At 72.5% G+C, this 15,493-nt stretch carries 13 protein-coding genes; 10 read left to right on the top strand and 3 right to left on the bottom strand.

Annotated features, from left to right (window positions below; genetic code table 11):
• Positions 1–152: 152 nt before the first annotated feature.
• The 3 genes from ACFWZ5_RS39225 to hutI all read left to right on the top strand — a co-directional run bounded on the left by ACFWZ5_RS39225 (position 153) and on the right by hutI (position 4,166).
• A complete protein-coding gene (locus tag ACFWZ5_RS39225) occupies positions 153–1,355 on the top strand; it encodes an allantoate amidohydrolase (RefSeq protein WP_384806686.1) in 1,203 nt (400 codons plus the stop codon).
• The gene (locus ACFWZ5_RS39220) at positions 1,352–2,701 is read left to right on the top strand and encodes a formimidoylglutamate deiminase (protein WP_384806688.1); all 1,350 of its coding nucleotides are present in this window, start codon (positions 1,352–1,354) and stop codon (positions 2,699–2,701) included. Before ACFWZ5_RS39225 ends, ACFWZ5_RS39220 begins: the two co-directional genes overlap by 4 nt.
• Positions 2,702–2,978: 277 nt before the next feature.
• Entirely contained in the window at positions 2,979–4,166 is a 1,188-nt protein-coding gene (hutI, locus tag ACFWZ5_RS39215; protein WP_384802835.1) for an imidazolonepropionase, read from the top strand.
• Between the two features lie 110 nt (positions 4,167–4,276).
• On the opposite strand, the gene ACFWZ5_RS39210 is transcribed toward hutI, so the two are convergent.
• Positions 4,277–5,167: an RNA polymerase sigma factor SigF gene (locus ACFWZ5_RS39210; RefSeq protein WP_384802837.1), complete on the bottom strand. Its 891-nt coding sequence runs from the start codon at positions 5,165–5,167 to the stop codon at positions 4,277–4,279.
• Positions 5,168–5,440: 273 nt separating this feature from the next.
• Here ACFWZ5_RS39210 and ACFWZ5_RS39205 point away from each other — a divergent pair, with 273 nt between their 5' ends.
• From ACFWZ5_RS39205 to ACFWZ5_RS39180, 6 genes are all read left to right on the top strand, one after another.
• Positions 5,441–5,809, top strand: coding sequence for an STAS domain-containing protein (locus ACFWZ5_RS39205; RefSeq protein WP_384802832.1), 369 nt, complete (start codon positions 5,441–5,443; stop codon positions 5,807–5,809).
• A 298-nt stretch (positions 5,810–6,107) separates the two neighbouring features.
• The gene (locus ACFWZ5_RS39200) at positions 6,108–6,623 is read left to right on the top strand and encodes an ATP-binding protein (RefSeq protein WP_384802829.1); all 516 of its coding nucleotides are present in this window, start codon (positions 6,108–6,110) and stop codon (positions 6,621–6,623) included.
• Positions 6,624–6,800: 177 nt separating this feature from the next.
• Positions 6,801–7,601 (top strand): LPXTG cell wall anchor domain-containing protein, encoded by an 801-nt coding sequence (locus ACFWZ5_RS39195; RefSeq protein WP_384802826.1) that lies wholly within the window; start codon positions 6,801–6,803, stop codon positions 7,599–7,601.
• Positions 7,602–7,632: 31 nt separating this feature from the next.
• Positions 7,633–8,511 carry a hypothetical protein gene (locus ACFWZ5_RS39190; RefSeq protein WP_384802823.1) on the top strand — a complete coding sequence of 293 codons (879 nt, stop codon included), beginning with the start codon at positions 7,633–7,635 and terminating at the stop codon, positions 8,509–8,511.
• Between the two features lie 473 nt (positions 8,512–8,984).
• Positions 8,985–10,145 carry a hypothetical protein gene (locus ACFWZ5_RS39185; RefSeq protein ID WP_384802820.1) on the top strand — a complete coding sequence of 387 codons (1,161 nt, stop codon included), beginning with the start codon at positions 8,985–8,987 and terminating at the stop codon, positions 10,143–10,145.
• On the top strand, positions 10,142–11,626 hold the full coding sequence (locus ACFWZ5_RS39180) for a hypothetical protein (protein WP_384802818.1): 1,485 nt from the start codon (positions 10,142–10,144) through the stop codon (positions 11,624–11,626). Before ACFWZ5_RS39185 ends, ACFWZ5_RS39180 begins: the two co-directional genes overlap by 4 nt.
• A gap of 49 nt (positions 11,627–11,675) precedes the next feature.
• Here the strand turns inward: ACFWZ5_RS39180 and ACFWZ5_RS39175 are convergent, their stop codons facing one another.
• Together ACFWZ5_RS39175 and ACFWZ5_RS39170 are read right to left on the bottom strand one after the other, a co-directional pair.
• The gene (locus tag ACFWZ5_RS39175; RefSeq protein WP_384802815.1) at positions 11,676–12,554 is read right to left on the bottom strand and encodes an alpha/beta hydrolase family protein; all 879 of its coding nucleotides are present in this window, start codon (positions 12,552–12,554) and stop codon (positions 11,676–11,678) included.
• A 104-nt stretch (positions 12,555–12,658) separates the two neighbouring features.
• Positions 12,659–14,149, bottom strand: coding sequence for a peptide MFS transporter (locus ACFWZ5_RS39170; protein WP_384802812.1), 1,491 nt, complete (start codon positions 14,147–14,149; stop codon positions 12,659–12,661).
• A gap of 552 nt (positions 14,150–14,701) precedes the next feature.
• Here ACFWZ5_RS39170 and ACFWZ5_RS39165 point away from each other — a divergent pair.
• Positions 14,702–15,379, top strand: coding sequence for a response regulator transcription factor (locus tag ACFWZ5_RS39165; RefSeq protein WP_384802808.1), 678 nt, complete (start codon positions 14,702–14,704; stop codon positions 15,377–15,379).
• The last annotated feature ends 114 nt before the right edge of the window (positions 15,380–15,493 follow it).

The raw sequence follows: 15,493 nt of genomic DNA, 5'->3' as shown, positions 1-15,493 counted from the left end.
CGGACCCCCGCTCCTCAAACGCCGGAGGGGCTGGTATTTCAGCCCGTCCGGCGTTTGAGGACGAGGCGCGGAGCGCCGATAGCGGGGTCCGGGGCGGAGCCCCGGTTTCGGGAAGGGGCGGGCTTGGGGAAAATCCCCCCTCCTTCCAGCAGATGTGGTCCGACCTCAGCCCCATCGGCCGCGACCCCGACACCCACGGCTACCGCCGCCACGCCTGGACGGGGGCCGACGCGGACTGCCGCACCTGGTTCCAGGAACAGTCCGCGTCCCGAGGCCTCACCTACGAGACCGACCGCAACGGCAACCAGTGGGCCTGGCTCGGCGACCCCGCCCGGGGAAACGCCGTGGTCACCGGCTCCCACCTCGACTCCGTCCCGGACGGCGGCGCCTTCGACGGCCCCCTCGGCGTCGTGTCGTCGTTCGCCGCCCTCGACGAACTCCGCGCCAGGGGAGCCGAGTTCACCCGTCCCCTCGCGATCACCAACTTCGGCGACGAGGAGGGCGCCCGCTTCGGCCTGGCCTGCGTCGGCTCCCGGCTCACGGCAGGACAGCTCACCAAGGAGCAGGCGTACGAGCTCCGCGACGGCGACGGCGTACGCCTGCCGGAGGCGATGGAGTCCGCCGGGTACGACCCGTCGGCGATCGGCCCCGACCCCGAGCGCCTGGCCCGCATCGGCGCGTTCGTCGAGCTGCACGTCGAACAGGGCCGCGCCCTCGACCTCTCGGGCGACCCGGTCGGCATCGCCAGCGCCATCTGGCCGCACGGCCGCTGGCGCTTCGACTTCCGGGGCGAGGCCAACCACGCGGGCACGACCCGGCTCGTCGACCGTCGCGACCCGATGCTGAGCTACGCCGAGACGGTCATCGCGGCCCGCCGCGAGGCCGAACTCGCCGGTGCCCTCGCCACGTTCGGCAAGATCGCCGTCGAGCCGAACGGCGTCAACGCCATCCCGTCCCTGGTCCGCGCCTGGCTCGACGCGCGCGCCGCCGACCAGGACACGCTCGACACGGTCGTCACGGCCGTGGAGAAGGCGGCCCGCGAGTACGCCGACCGGCACGGTGTCGACCTGGACGTCGTGCGGGAGTCCTTCACGCCGGTCATCGACTTCGAGCACGCGCTGCGCGACGAGCTCGGCGCGATCCTGCGCGAGCGCACCGGCCGCGACCTGCCCGTGCTCGGCACCGGCGCCGGACACGACGCGGGCATTTTGTCCGCCTCGGTCCCGACCGCCATGCTGTTCGTACGCAACCCCACGGGCGTCTCGCACTCACCCGCCGAGTTCGCGGCCGAGGACGACTGCCTGGCCGGGGTGCGCGCACTCGCCGACGTACTGGAGGGCCTGGCGTGCCGGTGACGCAGACGTACTGGGCGGAACACGCCTGGCTCGAGACCAACGTCGAGCCGGGCGTGGCGCTCGACGTCGGCGCGGACGGGCGGATCGCCGCCGTCCGCACGGGCGTCGACGCCCCGCCGCCCGGCGCCACGGTCCTGCGCGGCCTCACGCTCCCCGGCCTCGCCAACGCCCACTCGCACGCCTTCCACCGCGCCCTGCGCGCCACCGTCCAGGTCGGCAGCGGCACGTTCTGGACGTGGCGCGAGGTCATGTACTCCGTGGCCGACCGGCTCACCCCGGAGACGTACCACGCGCTCGCGCGGGCGGTGTACGCGGAGATGGCGCTCGCCGGGATCACGGCGGTCGGCGAGTTCCACTACCTGCACCACGCGCCCGGCGGGACGCGCTACGCCGACCCGAACGCGATGGGCGAGGCCCTCATCGCCGCCGCGGCCGACGCGGGCATCCGCATCACGCTCCTCGACACCGCGTACGTGGCCTCCGGCCTGCGCAGCGCCGCCGAGGGCGAGCCGCCGAACCACCACCAGCTGCGCTTCTCCGACGGCACGGCGGAGGCCTGGGCCGAGCGGGCCTCGCTCCTGAAGGACCGCGAGCACGCGCGCGTGGGCGCGGCCATCCACTCCGTACGGGCCGTGCCCGCGCGGCAGTTGAGCACGGTGGCCGACTGGGCCGCGCGGCGGGGCGCGCCGCTGCACGTCCACCTCTCCGAGCAGACCGCCGAGAACGAGGCCTGCCTCGCCGTGCACGGCCGCACTCCCGCGCGCCTGCTCGCCGACCACGGGGTGCTCGGCGCGCGCACGACGGGTGTCCACAACACGCACCTCACCGACGACGACATCGCGCTCATCGGCGGGTCCGGCACCGGCACGTGCATGTGCCCGACCACCGAGCGGGACCTCGCCGACGGCATCGGTCCCGCGCCCGCCCTCCAGCGGGCGGGCAGCCCGCTGTCCCTCGGCAGCGACAGCCACGCCGTCATCGACCTCTTCGAAGAGGCGCGGGCCATGGAGCTCAACGAGCGCCTGCGCTCGCACACGCGGGGGCACTGGACCGCGGCCGCGCTGCTGCGGGCCGCTTCCGCCGACGGGCACGCGGCGCTGGGCTGGGCCGAGGCCGGGGTGCTCGCCCCTGGCGCGCTGGCCGACTTCACCACGGTCGCCCTGGACTCCGTCCGTACGGCCGGGGCCGTGCCCCGCCTGGGGGCGGAGGTGGCGATCTTCGCTGCGAGTGGGGCGGATGTGCGGCATACCGTCGTCGGGGGCCGACACGTGGTCCGTGACGGCGAGCACGCCCTGGTCGGGGACGTGGGGGCGGCGCTGGGGGAGGCGGTAGCGGCCCTGCGCTGATCCCTGCCGGGGGCCTCCCCAATCCCACCCCTTCCCGAAACTGGGGGCTCCGCCCCCAGACCCCCTTTTATCCGCGCTGCGCGCTCGTCCTCAAACGCCGGACGGGCTGGAACTTTCGCCGGCCGGGCTGTTTGGCTTTCAGCCCGCCCGGCGTTTGAGGGCGAGGCGCGGAGCGCCGATCAAGCGGGGTCCCAGGGGCGGCAGCCCCTGGTTTCGGGAAAGGGGCGGGACCGGGGCGCCCCGCGAAGGCCCCACCCACCCACCGACAGGAACCCCCATGACCACGACCACGACCACGACCACCACAGTCATCACCAACATCTCCAGCCTCGTCACCAACGACCCCGCCCTCGGAGAGGGCCCCCTCGGCGTCGTGAAGGACGCGGCCGTCGTCCTCGACGGCCCGAACGTCGCGTGGGTGGGCCCCACCCACAAGGCCCCCCAGGCAGACGCGTCGTACGACGCGGAGGGCCACGCGGCCATCCCGGGATTCGTCGACTCCCACTCCCACCTCCTCTTCGCGGGCGACCGCACCCAGGAGTTCAACGCCCGCATGGAGGGCCGCCCGTACGAGGCGGGCGGCATCCGCACCACGGTCGCCGCCACCCGCGCGGCCACGGACGAGCAGCTCGAAGCGAACGTCACCCGCTACCTCCGCGAGGCGCTCCGCCAGGGCACGACGACGTTCGAGACGAAGTCGGGGTACGGCCTGACGACCGAGGACGAGGCCCGCGCCCTGCGCATCGCGGCCCGGCACACGGACGAGGTGACCTTCCTGGGCGCCCACATCGTGTCGCCGGACTACGCCGACGACCCGGCGGCATACGTGGCCCTGGTGACCGGCGAGATGCTGGAGGCCTGCGCCCCGCACGCCCGCTGGGTCGACGTGTTCTGCGAGAAGGGCGCGTTCGACGGGGACCAGGCGCGGGCGATCCTGACGGCGGGCAAGGCCAGGGGCCTGCACCCGCGCGTGCACGCCAACCAGCTCGGCCACGGCCCCGGCGTCCAGCTCGCCGTGGAGCTCGACGCGGCGTCCGCCGACCACTGCACCCACCTCACCGACGCGGACGTCGACGCGCTCGCCCACAGCGCCACCGTCGCCACGCTGCTGCCCGGCGCCGAGTTCTCCACCCGCGCCGAGTGGCCCGACGCCCGCCGCCTCCTGGACGCGGGCGCCACCGTCGCCCTGTCCACGGACTGCAACCCGGGCTCGTCCTTCACCTCCTCCGTGCCCTTCTGCATCGCCCTCGCGGTACGGGACATGGGCATGACCCCGGACGAGGCCGTCTGGGCGGCGACGGCGGGCGGGGCCGCGGCCCTGCGCCGCAGGGACGTCGGCCGCCTCACCCCGGGCGCCCGCGCCGACCTCGCCCTGCTCGACGCGCCGTCGCACGTCCACCTCGCGTACCGGCCGGGCGTCCCGCTGGTGTCGCACGTGTGGCAGCGCGGCGTACGCGTGCGCTGAACCGCCGGAAACACAGAAAGCGCTGGAAACGACTGTGGGGCCCGCCTCAACGGGCGGGCCCCACAGGGGTGTTCGGGAGTTCGGTAGCGGGCGGGCGCGGGCCGCGCGGGTCACTCCTCGACGGTCAGTCCCTTGCGCAGGCGCACCAGGGTCCGCGACAGAAGCCGTGAGACGTGCATCTGGGAGATGCCGAGTTCGTCGCCGATCTCCGACTGGGTCATGTTCGCCACGAAGCGCAGGGCGAGGATCTTCCGGTCGCGGGGCGGGAGTTCGGCGATCAGGGGCTTCAACGACTCGACGTACTCGATGCCTTCGAGCCCGTGGTCCTCGTAGCCGATGCGGTCGGCGAGCGCGCCTTCGGAGTCGTCCTCCTCGGGCTGCGCGTCGAGCGAGCTCGCGGTGTACGCGTTGGACGCGGCCATGCCTTCGATGACCTCGTCGTTGGTGATGCCGAGACGCTCGGCGAGTTCGGCCACCGTCGGCGCGCGGTCGAACTTCTGGGCCAGCTCGTCGCCGGCCTTGGCGAGGTCGAGGCGGAGCTCCTGGAGCCGCCTGGGCACGCGCACCGACCACGACGTGTCGCGGAAGAAGCGCTTGATCTCGCCGACGATCGTCGGCATCGCGAAGGTCGGGAACTCGACGCCGCGGCTGAGCTCGAAGCGGTCGATGGCCTTGATCAGGCCGATGGTGCCGACCTGGATGATGTCCTCCATCGGCTCGCTGCGGGAGCGGAACCGGGAGGCGGCGAACTTCACCAGGGCGAGGTTCAGTTCGACCAGGGTGTTGCGGACGTATGCGTGTTCGTGCGTGCCTTCTTCGAGGGATTCGAGGCGCTCGAAGAGGGTCTTGGACAGGGCCCGCGCGTCGACGGGTCCCACTTCGTCGTACGGAGGTATCTCCGGGAGGCCCGACAGGCACTCGGGCCCTTCGGGGTCGGTGCGGTTCGGCGGGGGTGTCGACGTCGCTTGGTCAGTACGCGATTCGTCGAGCCGGGGTGACATGGTGTCCTCCATCGTTCTCGGCATATGGCTGCCGATGCCACTACGTGCACTGCGGTGTGCGGCGCCTCCATGGCCGTCCGGGTCGATTGGTGTCTCTTCTACCCCTACCCGCTTCCGCGGCGGGGTCGCAAGTGCGTTCTGTGGTGAAATGTCCGAATTCTGGAGGTTGTTCGGCTACCCCGGGCCGTAGGGAAGGCGTAATGTTCAAGGGCGTCATCGCGTGTCGATGGCGCGCGCCTGTATCAGCCACGACGGTCGGAAGAGAGTGACGGCATGGACCGCGGGACGGTCGGCAGCGCACACAGGGGCCGGCTTCTGGTCGAAGTCCGGAATGAGGGCCGCAGTGCCGTCGTGACCCCGGCGGGTGAGCTCGATCACCACACCGCCGATCTGCTGCGCGAGCCACTCGAAGACTGTGTCACGCAGGGCTTCTCACGGCTCGTGGTCGACTGCTCACGGCTGGAGTTCTGCGATTCCACGGGGTTGAACGTGCTCCTGGGGGCGCGGTTGAAAGCCGAGGCCGCGGGAGGCGGCGTCCACCTCGCGGGCATGCAGCCGGTGGTGGCCCGGGTCTTCGAGATCACCGGAGCCGATGCCGTCTTCACCGTCCACGAGACGCTCGAAGCGGCTCTGGCCGACTGAGCCGGGAGCGGTGACAGGTGTGGTGCGCACGGTGGTGCGCAGGTGACCTGAACAGTTATGCGTCAGTTGTCGCTGTGTGATCGATGCGTTACCAGCGTCACACGGATCCTGCCGAATCAGTGGGTGTTCGCACGGTACGGCCGGGCAGGAGTCACCCTGAATCTGTCGCCAATCGTCATCAAGTCAACGTCAGAAACGGCAAGCGGCCAGGAGACAGCCGGCCGGGCGGACATCCGCCGCCGGGGCTCTTCGTTCCGCCACTTGTCCAGAGTCCTCTTGTCGGTGAGGTGAAGTGCTGATGAGCACCACCCGGCCTTACTCGCCGGGCGACCGTGGCCCGGAGCCGGAGGCCGCCGTCGCGGACACCGCCGTGCCCGCGGCCGCCCCGGAGACCGGGGGCCGCCAGGTCCGCAGCCTCAGCCTGGACGGCGCGAGCGGTGTCGTGCCGCTCGCGCGGGACTTCACCCGCGAAGCCCTGCACGCCTGGGGCTGGCTGCCCGCCGTGGGCGCCGACCGCCGCGCGGCCGCCGAGGACGTCCTGCTCGTCGTCTCCGAGCTGGTGACCAACGCCTGCCTGCACGCCGAGGGCCCCGACGAACTCTGGCTCTCCTGCGACAACGGCAGGAAGGTGCTGCGCATCGAGGTCTCCGACCGCGGCGCGGGCCAGCCCGCACCCCGCACCCCGCACCGCGCCGGGCGCCCCGGCGGGCACGGGATGTTCATCGTGCAGCGGCTCTGCCTGGACTGGGGTGTCGTACGGACCCCCGGGTGCACGGGCAAGACGGTCTGGGCGGAGCTGGGCGCGCCCGGCTAGTCACCCACGTCTCACACGTCTCAGCGGACGCGTCGGATCTGTACTGATCCGGCGCGTCCTTTGTCTTCCCTCGACAAGGTCCCGGGCGTACCTTGAGCGCCCGTATCTGATGTGCCGTCAGTAAATGTGCACGTACACCGCACGTACCCGCGGCACGGACCCGCCCGCACCACCGGCATGAGGGGAAGAACAGAGGTGTCGTACCAGAAGAAACCGGCCGCACTCGTCCTTGCCGCCGCCCTGGCCGGACCGGCCCTGCTGCTCACCGCACCCGCCGCCCGGGCCGAGGTCCAGGACGTCGACTACCAGTGCAGGACGCCCATCGGCAACAAGGGTGCCGTCTCGCCCATCGACATCAAGAGCACCAGGAGCGGCAGCGGCTACAAGCTCACCATGTCCTTCCAGAAGGGCGTCTCCTCCAGCCCCGTCGAGCTCGGCAAGGGCGCGATGAAGCCGAGCGCGCTCATCAAGCTCGGCGGCGCGGAGAGCGGCACCGTTCCGGTGTCGGGCCCGCCCAACGCCCAGGCGATTCCGGCCAACACCCCCATCAGGATCAGCACCCTGTCGGGCACGTACACGCCGAAGAAGTCCGGCAAGGTCACGTTCACCGCCGGCGTCCTGACCATCAAGGCGCTCGGTACGACGACGACGTGCACGCCCGCGAACAGCCCGAAGCCGTCGCTGACCCTGAACGTCAAGGGCTCGGGCGGCTCGGACTCGGACTCCGGCTCGGACTCCGGCTCCGGGTCCGGTTCGGGTTCGGGGTCGGGCTCGGATTCCGGTTCCAGCTCCGGGGCGGGCTCCTCCGGTACGTCGGACGGGGCGCAGAACGCGCCGTCCGGCGGTGAGGAACTGCCGCAGACCGGGCCCGCCGACTCCGCGATCGCGCTCGGCACGCTCGGCGGCACGGTGCTGCTCGCCGGCGCGGCCGGGGTCCTGTGGCTGACGCGGCGGAACCAGGCGGCGCGGTCGCGCTGACCGGCCGGGTGCCGGGGTGAGGGGCGAGCGGATGCGGGTGCGCGTGCGGCTGCGGCTGCGGCTGCGGGGTGCGGTGTGCGCGGGGGCCGTCGCGCTGCTCCTGGGCGGGGCGGTGTCCGCGGTGCCCGGGGCGCCGGTGGCGTACGCGGCCGACGGCGGCGGCCGTACCCCGTGGTCCCTCGCGGCCTCGGCGGGCGACGGCAAGCGGCCCTACTTCTACGTGGAGGGCGCGCCCGGCGCCGTACTCCAGGACACGGTGTCCGTCACGAACCCCGACGACGAGCCGCTCGCCGTGACCCTGCGCGGGGGGCCCGGCGGCGCGGGGGCGTGGGTCGCCTTCGCCCGGCGCGAGGTGACCGTGCCGCCGCGGACGCGGGCCGAGGTGCCGTTCACCGTGGCCGTGCCGTCGACGGCCGCGCCCGGTGACCACCCCGGCACGATCGCCGCCCGCGACGGCGGCGGGCGGGACCGGCGCGTCGCCGTGCACCTGCGGGTGAGCGGGCCCGCCCTGCCCGCGCTCACCGTCGAGCGGGTGAAGGTCGACGTCGACGGCGGGCGGATCTCGTACGACCTGGTGAACCGGGGCACCACCGTGCTCGCACCGCGGGTCGCGGTGCGGGCCCGCGGGGTGTTCGGGGAGCTGCTCGACCGGGCCCCTCGGAAGGTGCCCGGGGTGGCCCCCGGGCGGCGGGTGTCCTTGAGCGAGCCGTGGGGTGGGGTGCCGGGGTTCGACGTGGTGTCCGTGGAGGTGGCGGCGTCGGCCGGGGGTGGTGTGCGGGGTGTGGGCACCGCCTCTGTGCGGATCGTGCCGTGGACCGCTGTCGCGGGGGTTTCGGGGGGATTGGTGGGTGTGGTGGGGGGCTTCTTCGCGGTGCGGGGTCGGCTGCGCCGGGCTGGGGGTGGGGCGTGACTTCGCGGGTCGTACGGGGTGCGGTGGGGGCGGGGATTTCCCACCCGCCCGCCCGTTTCCAGTTCCCCGGCGGGTGGGCCTCTCTGGTGGGGGTCGTCCGCCGTCGGCGGCTGCCAGGCGCCAGCCGCCGCTCCGCGGCGGATATCTCCCACCCGCCCGCCCGTTTCCGGTCTCCCGGTGGGTGGGCGTCTCTGGTGGGGGTTGGCCGTCGTTGGCGGCTGCGGGGTATCGCCCGCCCGTCGGCCCGTTTCTGGTCTCCTGGTGGGTGGGCGTCTCTGGTGGGGGTTGCCCGCTGTTTTGCAGCGGATGCTGCCTGTCCAGCCCTCCATGTGCTTTCGACGCCGATGGTGAGTGCCCCCCACGAGAGGCGTTCACCCCGCGGGAGGGTGGAAACGGGCGGGCGGGTGGGAGAGAACCCGCCGCGGAGCGGCGGGGTACGGAGGCGGCGACGGTGCCTGACAGTCGCCCTCGCCATGGTTCTGCTCGCCCTGGGGGTGGCGGCTCCGGCGGCCGTCGCTGACGGCAAGCCCAGGGTGACCCTGTCCAAGTCCCAGGCGGGAACGGGGGGTTCCGTCACCGTCAAGGGGGACGGATGGCGAAAGAGCGCCTTGCTCATGGTGCTCGTCTGCGGCCAGGCCACCCCCGCCGACGGAGTCCCCGGCGGCACCAACTCCTGCGCCAACGCACAGGGCCGCGCCGTCACCACCGACGCCAAGGGGACCTTCAGCAAACGGCTCCCCGTCGCCGAGCCCCCGGCCCCCTGCCCGTGCGTCGTGCACGTCGCCACCGTGACCGGCGAGAAGGCCACCGCGGACGCGGCGTTCAAGGTCGCGGGACACCCGGTGAAGCCGCTGCCCAAAGCGCGGAGCGGCGGGCGTCTCTCCATCATGACGGACACCCGGCTCGACGGGTCGAGCGGCCTGCTCACCTGGTTCGGGTCACCGCCGACCCGGCGGCTCGTGTTCACCGTCGGCAACGTCGGATCCGCGCCCGTCAAGGACCCCGTCTTCCAGGTCGGCACCTCGCACGGCGTGTTCGCCCCCGCGTGGGAGGAACAGCAGTGGCGCGGCACCATCGCCCCGGGCAGGAAGGCGCGGATCAAGCTGCCGGTCGAGCTGCCCGCGGGCGCGCACGGCGACTATCTGGTGTCGCTGCGGTACGGGGAGAAGGTGCTCGCCGAACAGCCGTGGGGCGTGGGCCGCCCCTGGGGGGTGACCCTCTTCTGGGTCCTGCTGTGCGTCGTCGTACCCGCGGCCGTGTTCCGCGTCGCCATGGCGGCCGTCGACCGGCTCCGCCCGCACCGCGGCGGCAACCACCCGCCGGGCCGCCACCGCACCGCCCGCCTCGGCGAACTCGCCGCCCGGCTCCCGAAGCTGCGGCTCCCGCAGCCCGCGGTCACCGCCGAGCGCACGGCACACGACACGTTCCGCACCCGCGACCCGGCTGGCCCGGACGACCCGACCGCCGCCACCAAGCCCACCAAGCCCACTAAGCCCGCCAAGCCCACCCCGTCCACCCCGCCCACCACGTCCACGACTCTGCCCTGGTTCACCCCGGACACCGATCCGGGCGCCCCCGCAGAACAGCTCTCCGCACCGTCCGACAACGGCCCCCCGACGAAGGGAAACGCATGAAGGCGACACGGAGCGCGAGCGGAGAGCAAGGAGCGCGGGGGCCCACCTCCCGTACGAGAGCGGCCGTCGCCTGCGCGTCCCTGGTCCTCGGCGGCACCGGGATCACGCTGTTCGCGGCCGCGGGCCCGGCGCAGGCCGCCGAGGTCGCGTACAAGACCGAGTGCGTACCGCCCCCGATCTCCCAGCTGCCGCCCGTGCACGGCACCACGAAGGTGCAGCTCAGCACGGTGGCTGAGGCGAAGGTCGGCGACGAGGTCGAGGTGGTGTGGCAGACCGTCCAGGCCGCGTCGAAGAACCCCGACATACTCGACCTCGGCAAGGACACTGTCCTGCCGACCGGGACGGTCAAGCTCGGCGGCGCCCAGACCGGCGACCTCAAGGTGACGGGGACGCGGACCAACCCGCCCATTCCCAAGGGCAGTCCGATGGTCCTGTCCGACATGAAGGCCAAGCTGAAGCTGACGAAGCCGGGCGAGGTGACGCTGACCCCGGACGCGTACGACATCAACGTGGACAAGCCGATCTCGACCGACACCAAGTGCAAGCCGGAGGAGGCCGTACAGGCCGCCGCGACCATCAAGGTGACCGCCGGGGGCGGCAGCTCGGGCGGCACGACGACGGGCGGCACCACGACGGGCGGGACCACGACCGGTGGGACCACGACGGGTGGGACCACGTCCGGCGGTACGACATCCGGTGGCACGACGTCCGGCGGCGGCGACAACGGCGGCACCACGACCGGCGGTTCCAGCGGCGGCGGCGACGGGCGGACCGACTTCCCCGGCAAGGAAGTCCTGATCCCGTACAAGTGCAAGACCCCGATCGGCGACAGGGAAGCCACCTCGCCGGTGCAGATCAACGCCAAGAAGGACGGCGGCTCCTACGGCCTCACCGTGCGGTTCAAGAAGTCCGTGATGGACAGCCCCGCCGACATCCCCGCGAACTCCGTGAAGCCGTCCATGGCTGTCGTGCTCGGCGGCGCCGACAAGGGCACGGTGCCGGTCGAGGGCCCCCTGAACAAGGCGCCCATCAAGGCCGGCGACCCCATCGCCGTCCCCGACCTCACGGGCACGTACAAGCCGGGCGCCGACGGCACGTCGACGCTCTCGCCCGGCGTCCTCACCGTGAAGGCACTCGGTACGACCACCACGTGCACGCCCGCGAAGACCGCGGTGTCCCTGGAGCTCGACACCTCGGCACAGCCGGGCGGCGCGTCCGGCGGTTCGTCGAGCGGCGGGTCGAGTGGAGGGACGACCACCGGCGGGACCACCGGAGGGACCACCGGCTCAAGTACCGGCTCAAGCACCGGTTCAAGTATCGGCTCGACCACCACCGGCGGCGGCCTGGCCGACACCGGCGCCGACGACCACGGCGCGCTGCGCGCGCTCGCCCTCGTCGCGGGCACGGCGATCCTGCTCGGCGGCGCGGTGTTCACCTTCCTGCCCCGCACCCGCCCCCGCCCCCGCCGCGGCACGCGCTGACGACGCCCGGCACACCCCTGGACAGAGGAGCCACCCCTCGGCAAAGGGGTCAGCGGCTGCGGGCCCGTTTCGCATGGGCCCGCAGCCATGCCAGTACGTCGCGCGCGACCCCCGGACGCCGCAGGAGCTGTCCGCCGTGCGCCGCCCCCGGCAGGGTTCGCGTGGACACGTCCTTCAGGCCCGCCCGCAGCTGGGCGCCGGCGAGCTCGGCCGAGTGGGCGGGCGGCACGAAGTCGCCCGCCGAGTGGACGAGGTACAGCGGCGCGTCCCGGGCGCCCGAGGCGTGCGACACGGCCGCCAGGTCGCCCCACCGCTCCCAGCAGCGCCGTCCCGCCCGGTCGGGATCGCATCCGGCGAGACGTTTCGCCGCCTGCCGCAGCTCCCGCTGCTGCGGGGAGGCGCCGGGCCGCGCCCCGTCGGTCCACGCCCGGTACGGCGACGCCACGGGCGAGAGGGCGACGACGCCGCGTACGTACGCACGGCCCGATCGGTACGCGCCCACGCTCACCGCGAGATGCCCGCCCGCCGACGAGCCGAGCACCAGCGGCCCGGCCGCGCCGGGGCCCTCGCGCCGGGCGATCCACCGCAGGGCGGCGAGCACGTCGGCGCGCTGCGCGGACCAGACGGCGTCCGACGAGAGCCGGTAGTCGGTGTCGTACACGGTGAAGCCGCGCGCCGCGAACCACCGCGACCAGCCGCTCCAGTCGGTGTCGCGGGCCCAGTACCCGCCGTGCAGGACGACCAGGGCGGGCCGCCCCGCGCCACCGGGCCCGCCGTACACCGTCACGGTCTGGCGCGCGTGCGGGCCGTAGGAGAAGACCTGCCCCGGCTCGTCGGGCACCCCTTCGTCCTGCGCGGCCTCGGCGGCGCTGGACGACAGGAGCGTGCCGCACAGGGCGAGGGTCAGGAGCGTACGACGCAGCGTCATGGGCCGATGCTCCACCGGGCGCGCGGCCGGCAGGGGCAGAAACGCCAAGGGCCACCGCACCGGGTGGTGCGGCGGCCCTCAGTTCGTACGCGGGAAAGCGGCGGCTAGTGCACGTCGCCCATGAGTGCCTTGACCTTCTTGCGGTACATGAACACCGCGACGGCCGCGATGATCGCCATCGTGGCCTCCATGGCGACCACGCCGTTCTTGTTCAGGTCGACGCCCGCGATGGACAGCAGACCCGTGGTGCAGTCGCCGGCGGTGACGGCGAGGAACCAGACGCCCAGCATCTGGGAGGCGTACTTCTCCGGGGCCATCTTCGTCGTGACCGACAGGCCGACGGGGGAGACGCACAGCTCACCGATGGTGTGGATGAAGTAGATCGCGACGATCCAGTACGCGCCGACCTTCTCGCCGTCGCCCGCCATGGACAGCGGGATCAGGAAGACGAAGAACGAGATGCCGACCAGGAAGAGGCCGGAGGCGAACTTCACGACGGAGTTCGGCTCCTGGCCGCGCCGGTTGAGCGCCAGCCAGATCCAGGCGACGACCGGGGCCATCGCCATGATCAGGACGGGGTTGACCGACTGGAACCAGGAGACCGGGAAGTCGAAGCCGAAGATCGAGGTGTCCGTGGAGTTCTTGCCGAACAGGGCCACGGTGGACGCGCCCTGGTCGTAGATCATCCAGAAGATGGCGGCGGCCACGAAGAACCAGATGTACGCCGTCATCTTGGACTGCTCGGTCTGGTCCAGGGACTTGTCCCGCTTGATCTTGGTGAGCACCCAGATCGGGATGAGCAGGCCGGAGACCGTGATCGGGACGATGGCCCAGTTCAGGGTGTAGACGTCCGTGGCGACCGCGACGCCGTAGAAGACGACGGCGGCGATGATCCACAGCATGGCCTTGCGCAGCAGGCTCATCAGCTCGGCGCGCGGCACCGGCTTCGGCACGACGCTGCTCTGCGGGCTCAGGTGGCGGCCGCCGAGCAGGAACTGGATCAGGCCGAGGCCCATGCCGAAGGCGGCGATGGCGAAGCCCAGGTGCCAGTTGACCTTCTCGCCGACGGTGCCGATGGCCAGCGGGGCGAAGAAGGCGCCCAGGTTGATGCCGATGTAGAAGACCGTGAAGCCACCGTCGCGGCGCGGGTCGTCCGGGCCGTTGTAGAGGTGGCCGACCATCGTGGAGATGTTGGCCTTCAGGAGGCCGGAGCCGATCGCCACGAACACCAGGCCGAGGAAGAACATCGCCTGGCCCGGCAGCGCGAGCGTGAGGTGACCGAGCATGATCACCAAAGCGGCTATCGTGATCGTCTTGCGCGGGCCCCACAGGCGGTCCGCGAACCAGCCGCCCGGCAGGGCCAGCAGGTACACCATCGCCATGTAGATCGAGAAGATCGCCGTGGCTGTGGCGGCATTCATGTCCATGCCGCCGGGCGCGACCAAGTACAAGGGGAGCAGTGCCTTCATGCCGTAGAAGCTGAAGCGCTCCCACATCTCGGTCATGAAGAGAGTGGCCAGGCCGCGGGGGTGGCCGAAGAAGGTCTTCTCGGAGCCAGGAGTGCTGGCCGAGTCCTTCGTCAGGCTGGACGCCATGGGTCGATCCTCGTGGTGTCGGGACGCGCGTGGCCGTCGGCCAGGTGCGCGCCCGGTGGGGGGCGGTCGGCACCGGCGCCACCCGCCCGCCCCCGTGCCTGACCGGGGGATTCGTTCCGCTGCGCGGGGTACGAGGGGCGACGACACCGAGATCCACACCCCGGGACGCAACATCGCGTGCGGGGCCCGACCACAGGTCATTCCTTCCGGGCCGGCGAAAACCGGCCCGCACACAGAAGGGACCTTCAGCTGCCACAGCGGCCAAAGGTCCTTGAGTGGTGCTACAGGCTTCTCGCCACCATACGCCACGACAGATCGGCATTTGGAAGGACTTGAGAGATGGATCACAGGTGACGCAGGAACCAACGGCACACAATCCAAGGTGTCTGCGAGACGTACCCAAGGATCGCATCCCGGAGCGGGAGGTTCCGGCCGTCGGGGTCAGTGTCGGGGCCGCGTCCGGCCCCTGCCCGGCCCCCGCCCGGTCCGCACCGGGGCGGACGCGCGGCAAGCACCCCTCGACGCTTGTCCGGCGCGGACTACCATCACCCCATGACCCGTGTACTGCTCGCTGAGGACGACGCGTCCATCTCGGAGCCGCTGGCCCGCGCCCTGCGCCGGGAGGGCTACGAGGTCGAAGTGCGTGAGGACGGACCGACCGCGCTCGACGCCGGTCTTCAGGGCAGCGTGGACCTGGTCGTGCTCGACCTGGGCCTGCCCGGCATGGACGGTCTCGAGGTCGCGCGCCGGCTGCGCGCCGACGGGCACACGGTGCCGATCCTCATCCTCACCGCGCGCGCGGACGAGGTGGACACCGTGGTCGGCCTCGACGCGGGCGCCGACGACTACGTGACCAAGCCGTTCCGGCTCGCCGAGCTGCTCGCCCGGGTGCGGGCCCTGCTCCGGCGCGGCGCCACGGAGCCGGCGCAGCCGCCGGCCACGCACGGGGTGCGCATCGACGTCGAGTCCCACCGCGCCTGGATGGGCGAGGAGGAACTCCAGCTCACGGCCAAGGAGTTCGACCTCCTGCGGGTCCTCGTGCGCGACGCGGGGCGGGTCGTCACCCGGGACCAGCTGATGCGCGAGGTCTGGGACACGACGTGGTGGTCCTCCACGAAGACCCTCGACATGCACATCTCCTGGCTCCGCAAGAAGCTCGGCGACGACGCGGCGAATCCGCGCTACATCGCGACGGTACGGGGCGTAGGTTTCCGCTTCGAAAAGAGCTGACCCTCGCCGGCGGCGCCCGCGGCTCCCCCCCCCGCGCGGGGCGAGCGCCCCGTCGCCCGGCGGCGCATGGGGTGGGCGGGCGGGGTAGCTCCCGCCGCGGAGCGGCGGGCCGGA

The sequence above is a fragment of the Streptomyces sp. NPDC059003 genome (assembly GCF_042740445.1).
In the GTDB taxonomy this organism is placed as follows: Bacteria; Actinomycetota; Actinomycetes; order Streptomycetales; family Streptomycetaceae; genus Streptomyces.
Note: the sequence above shows the minus strand (reverse complement) of the source record. Positions and strands in the feature narration are given on the sequence as shown.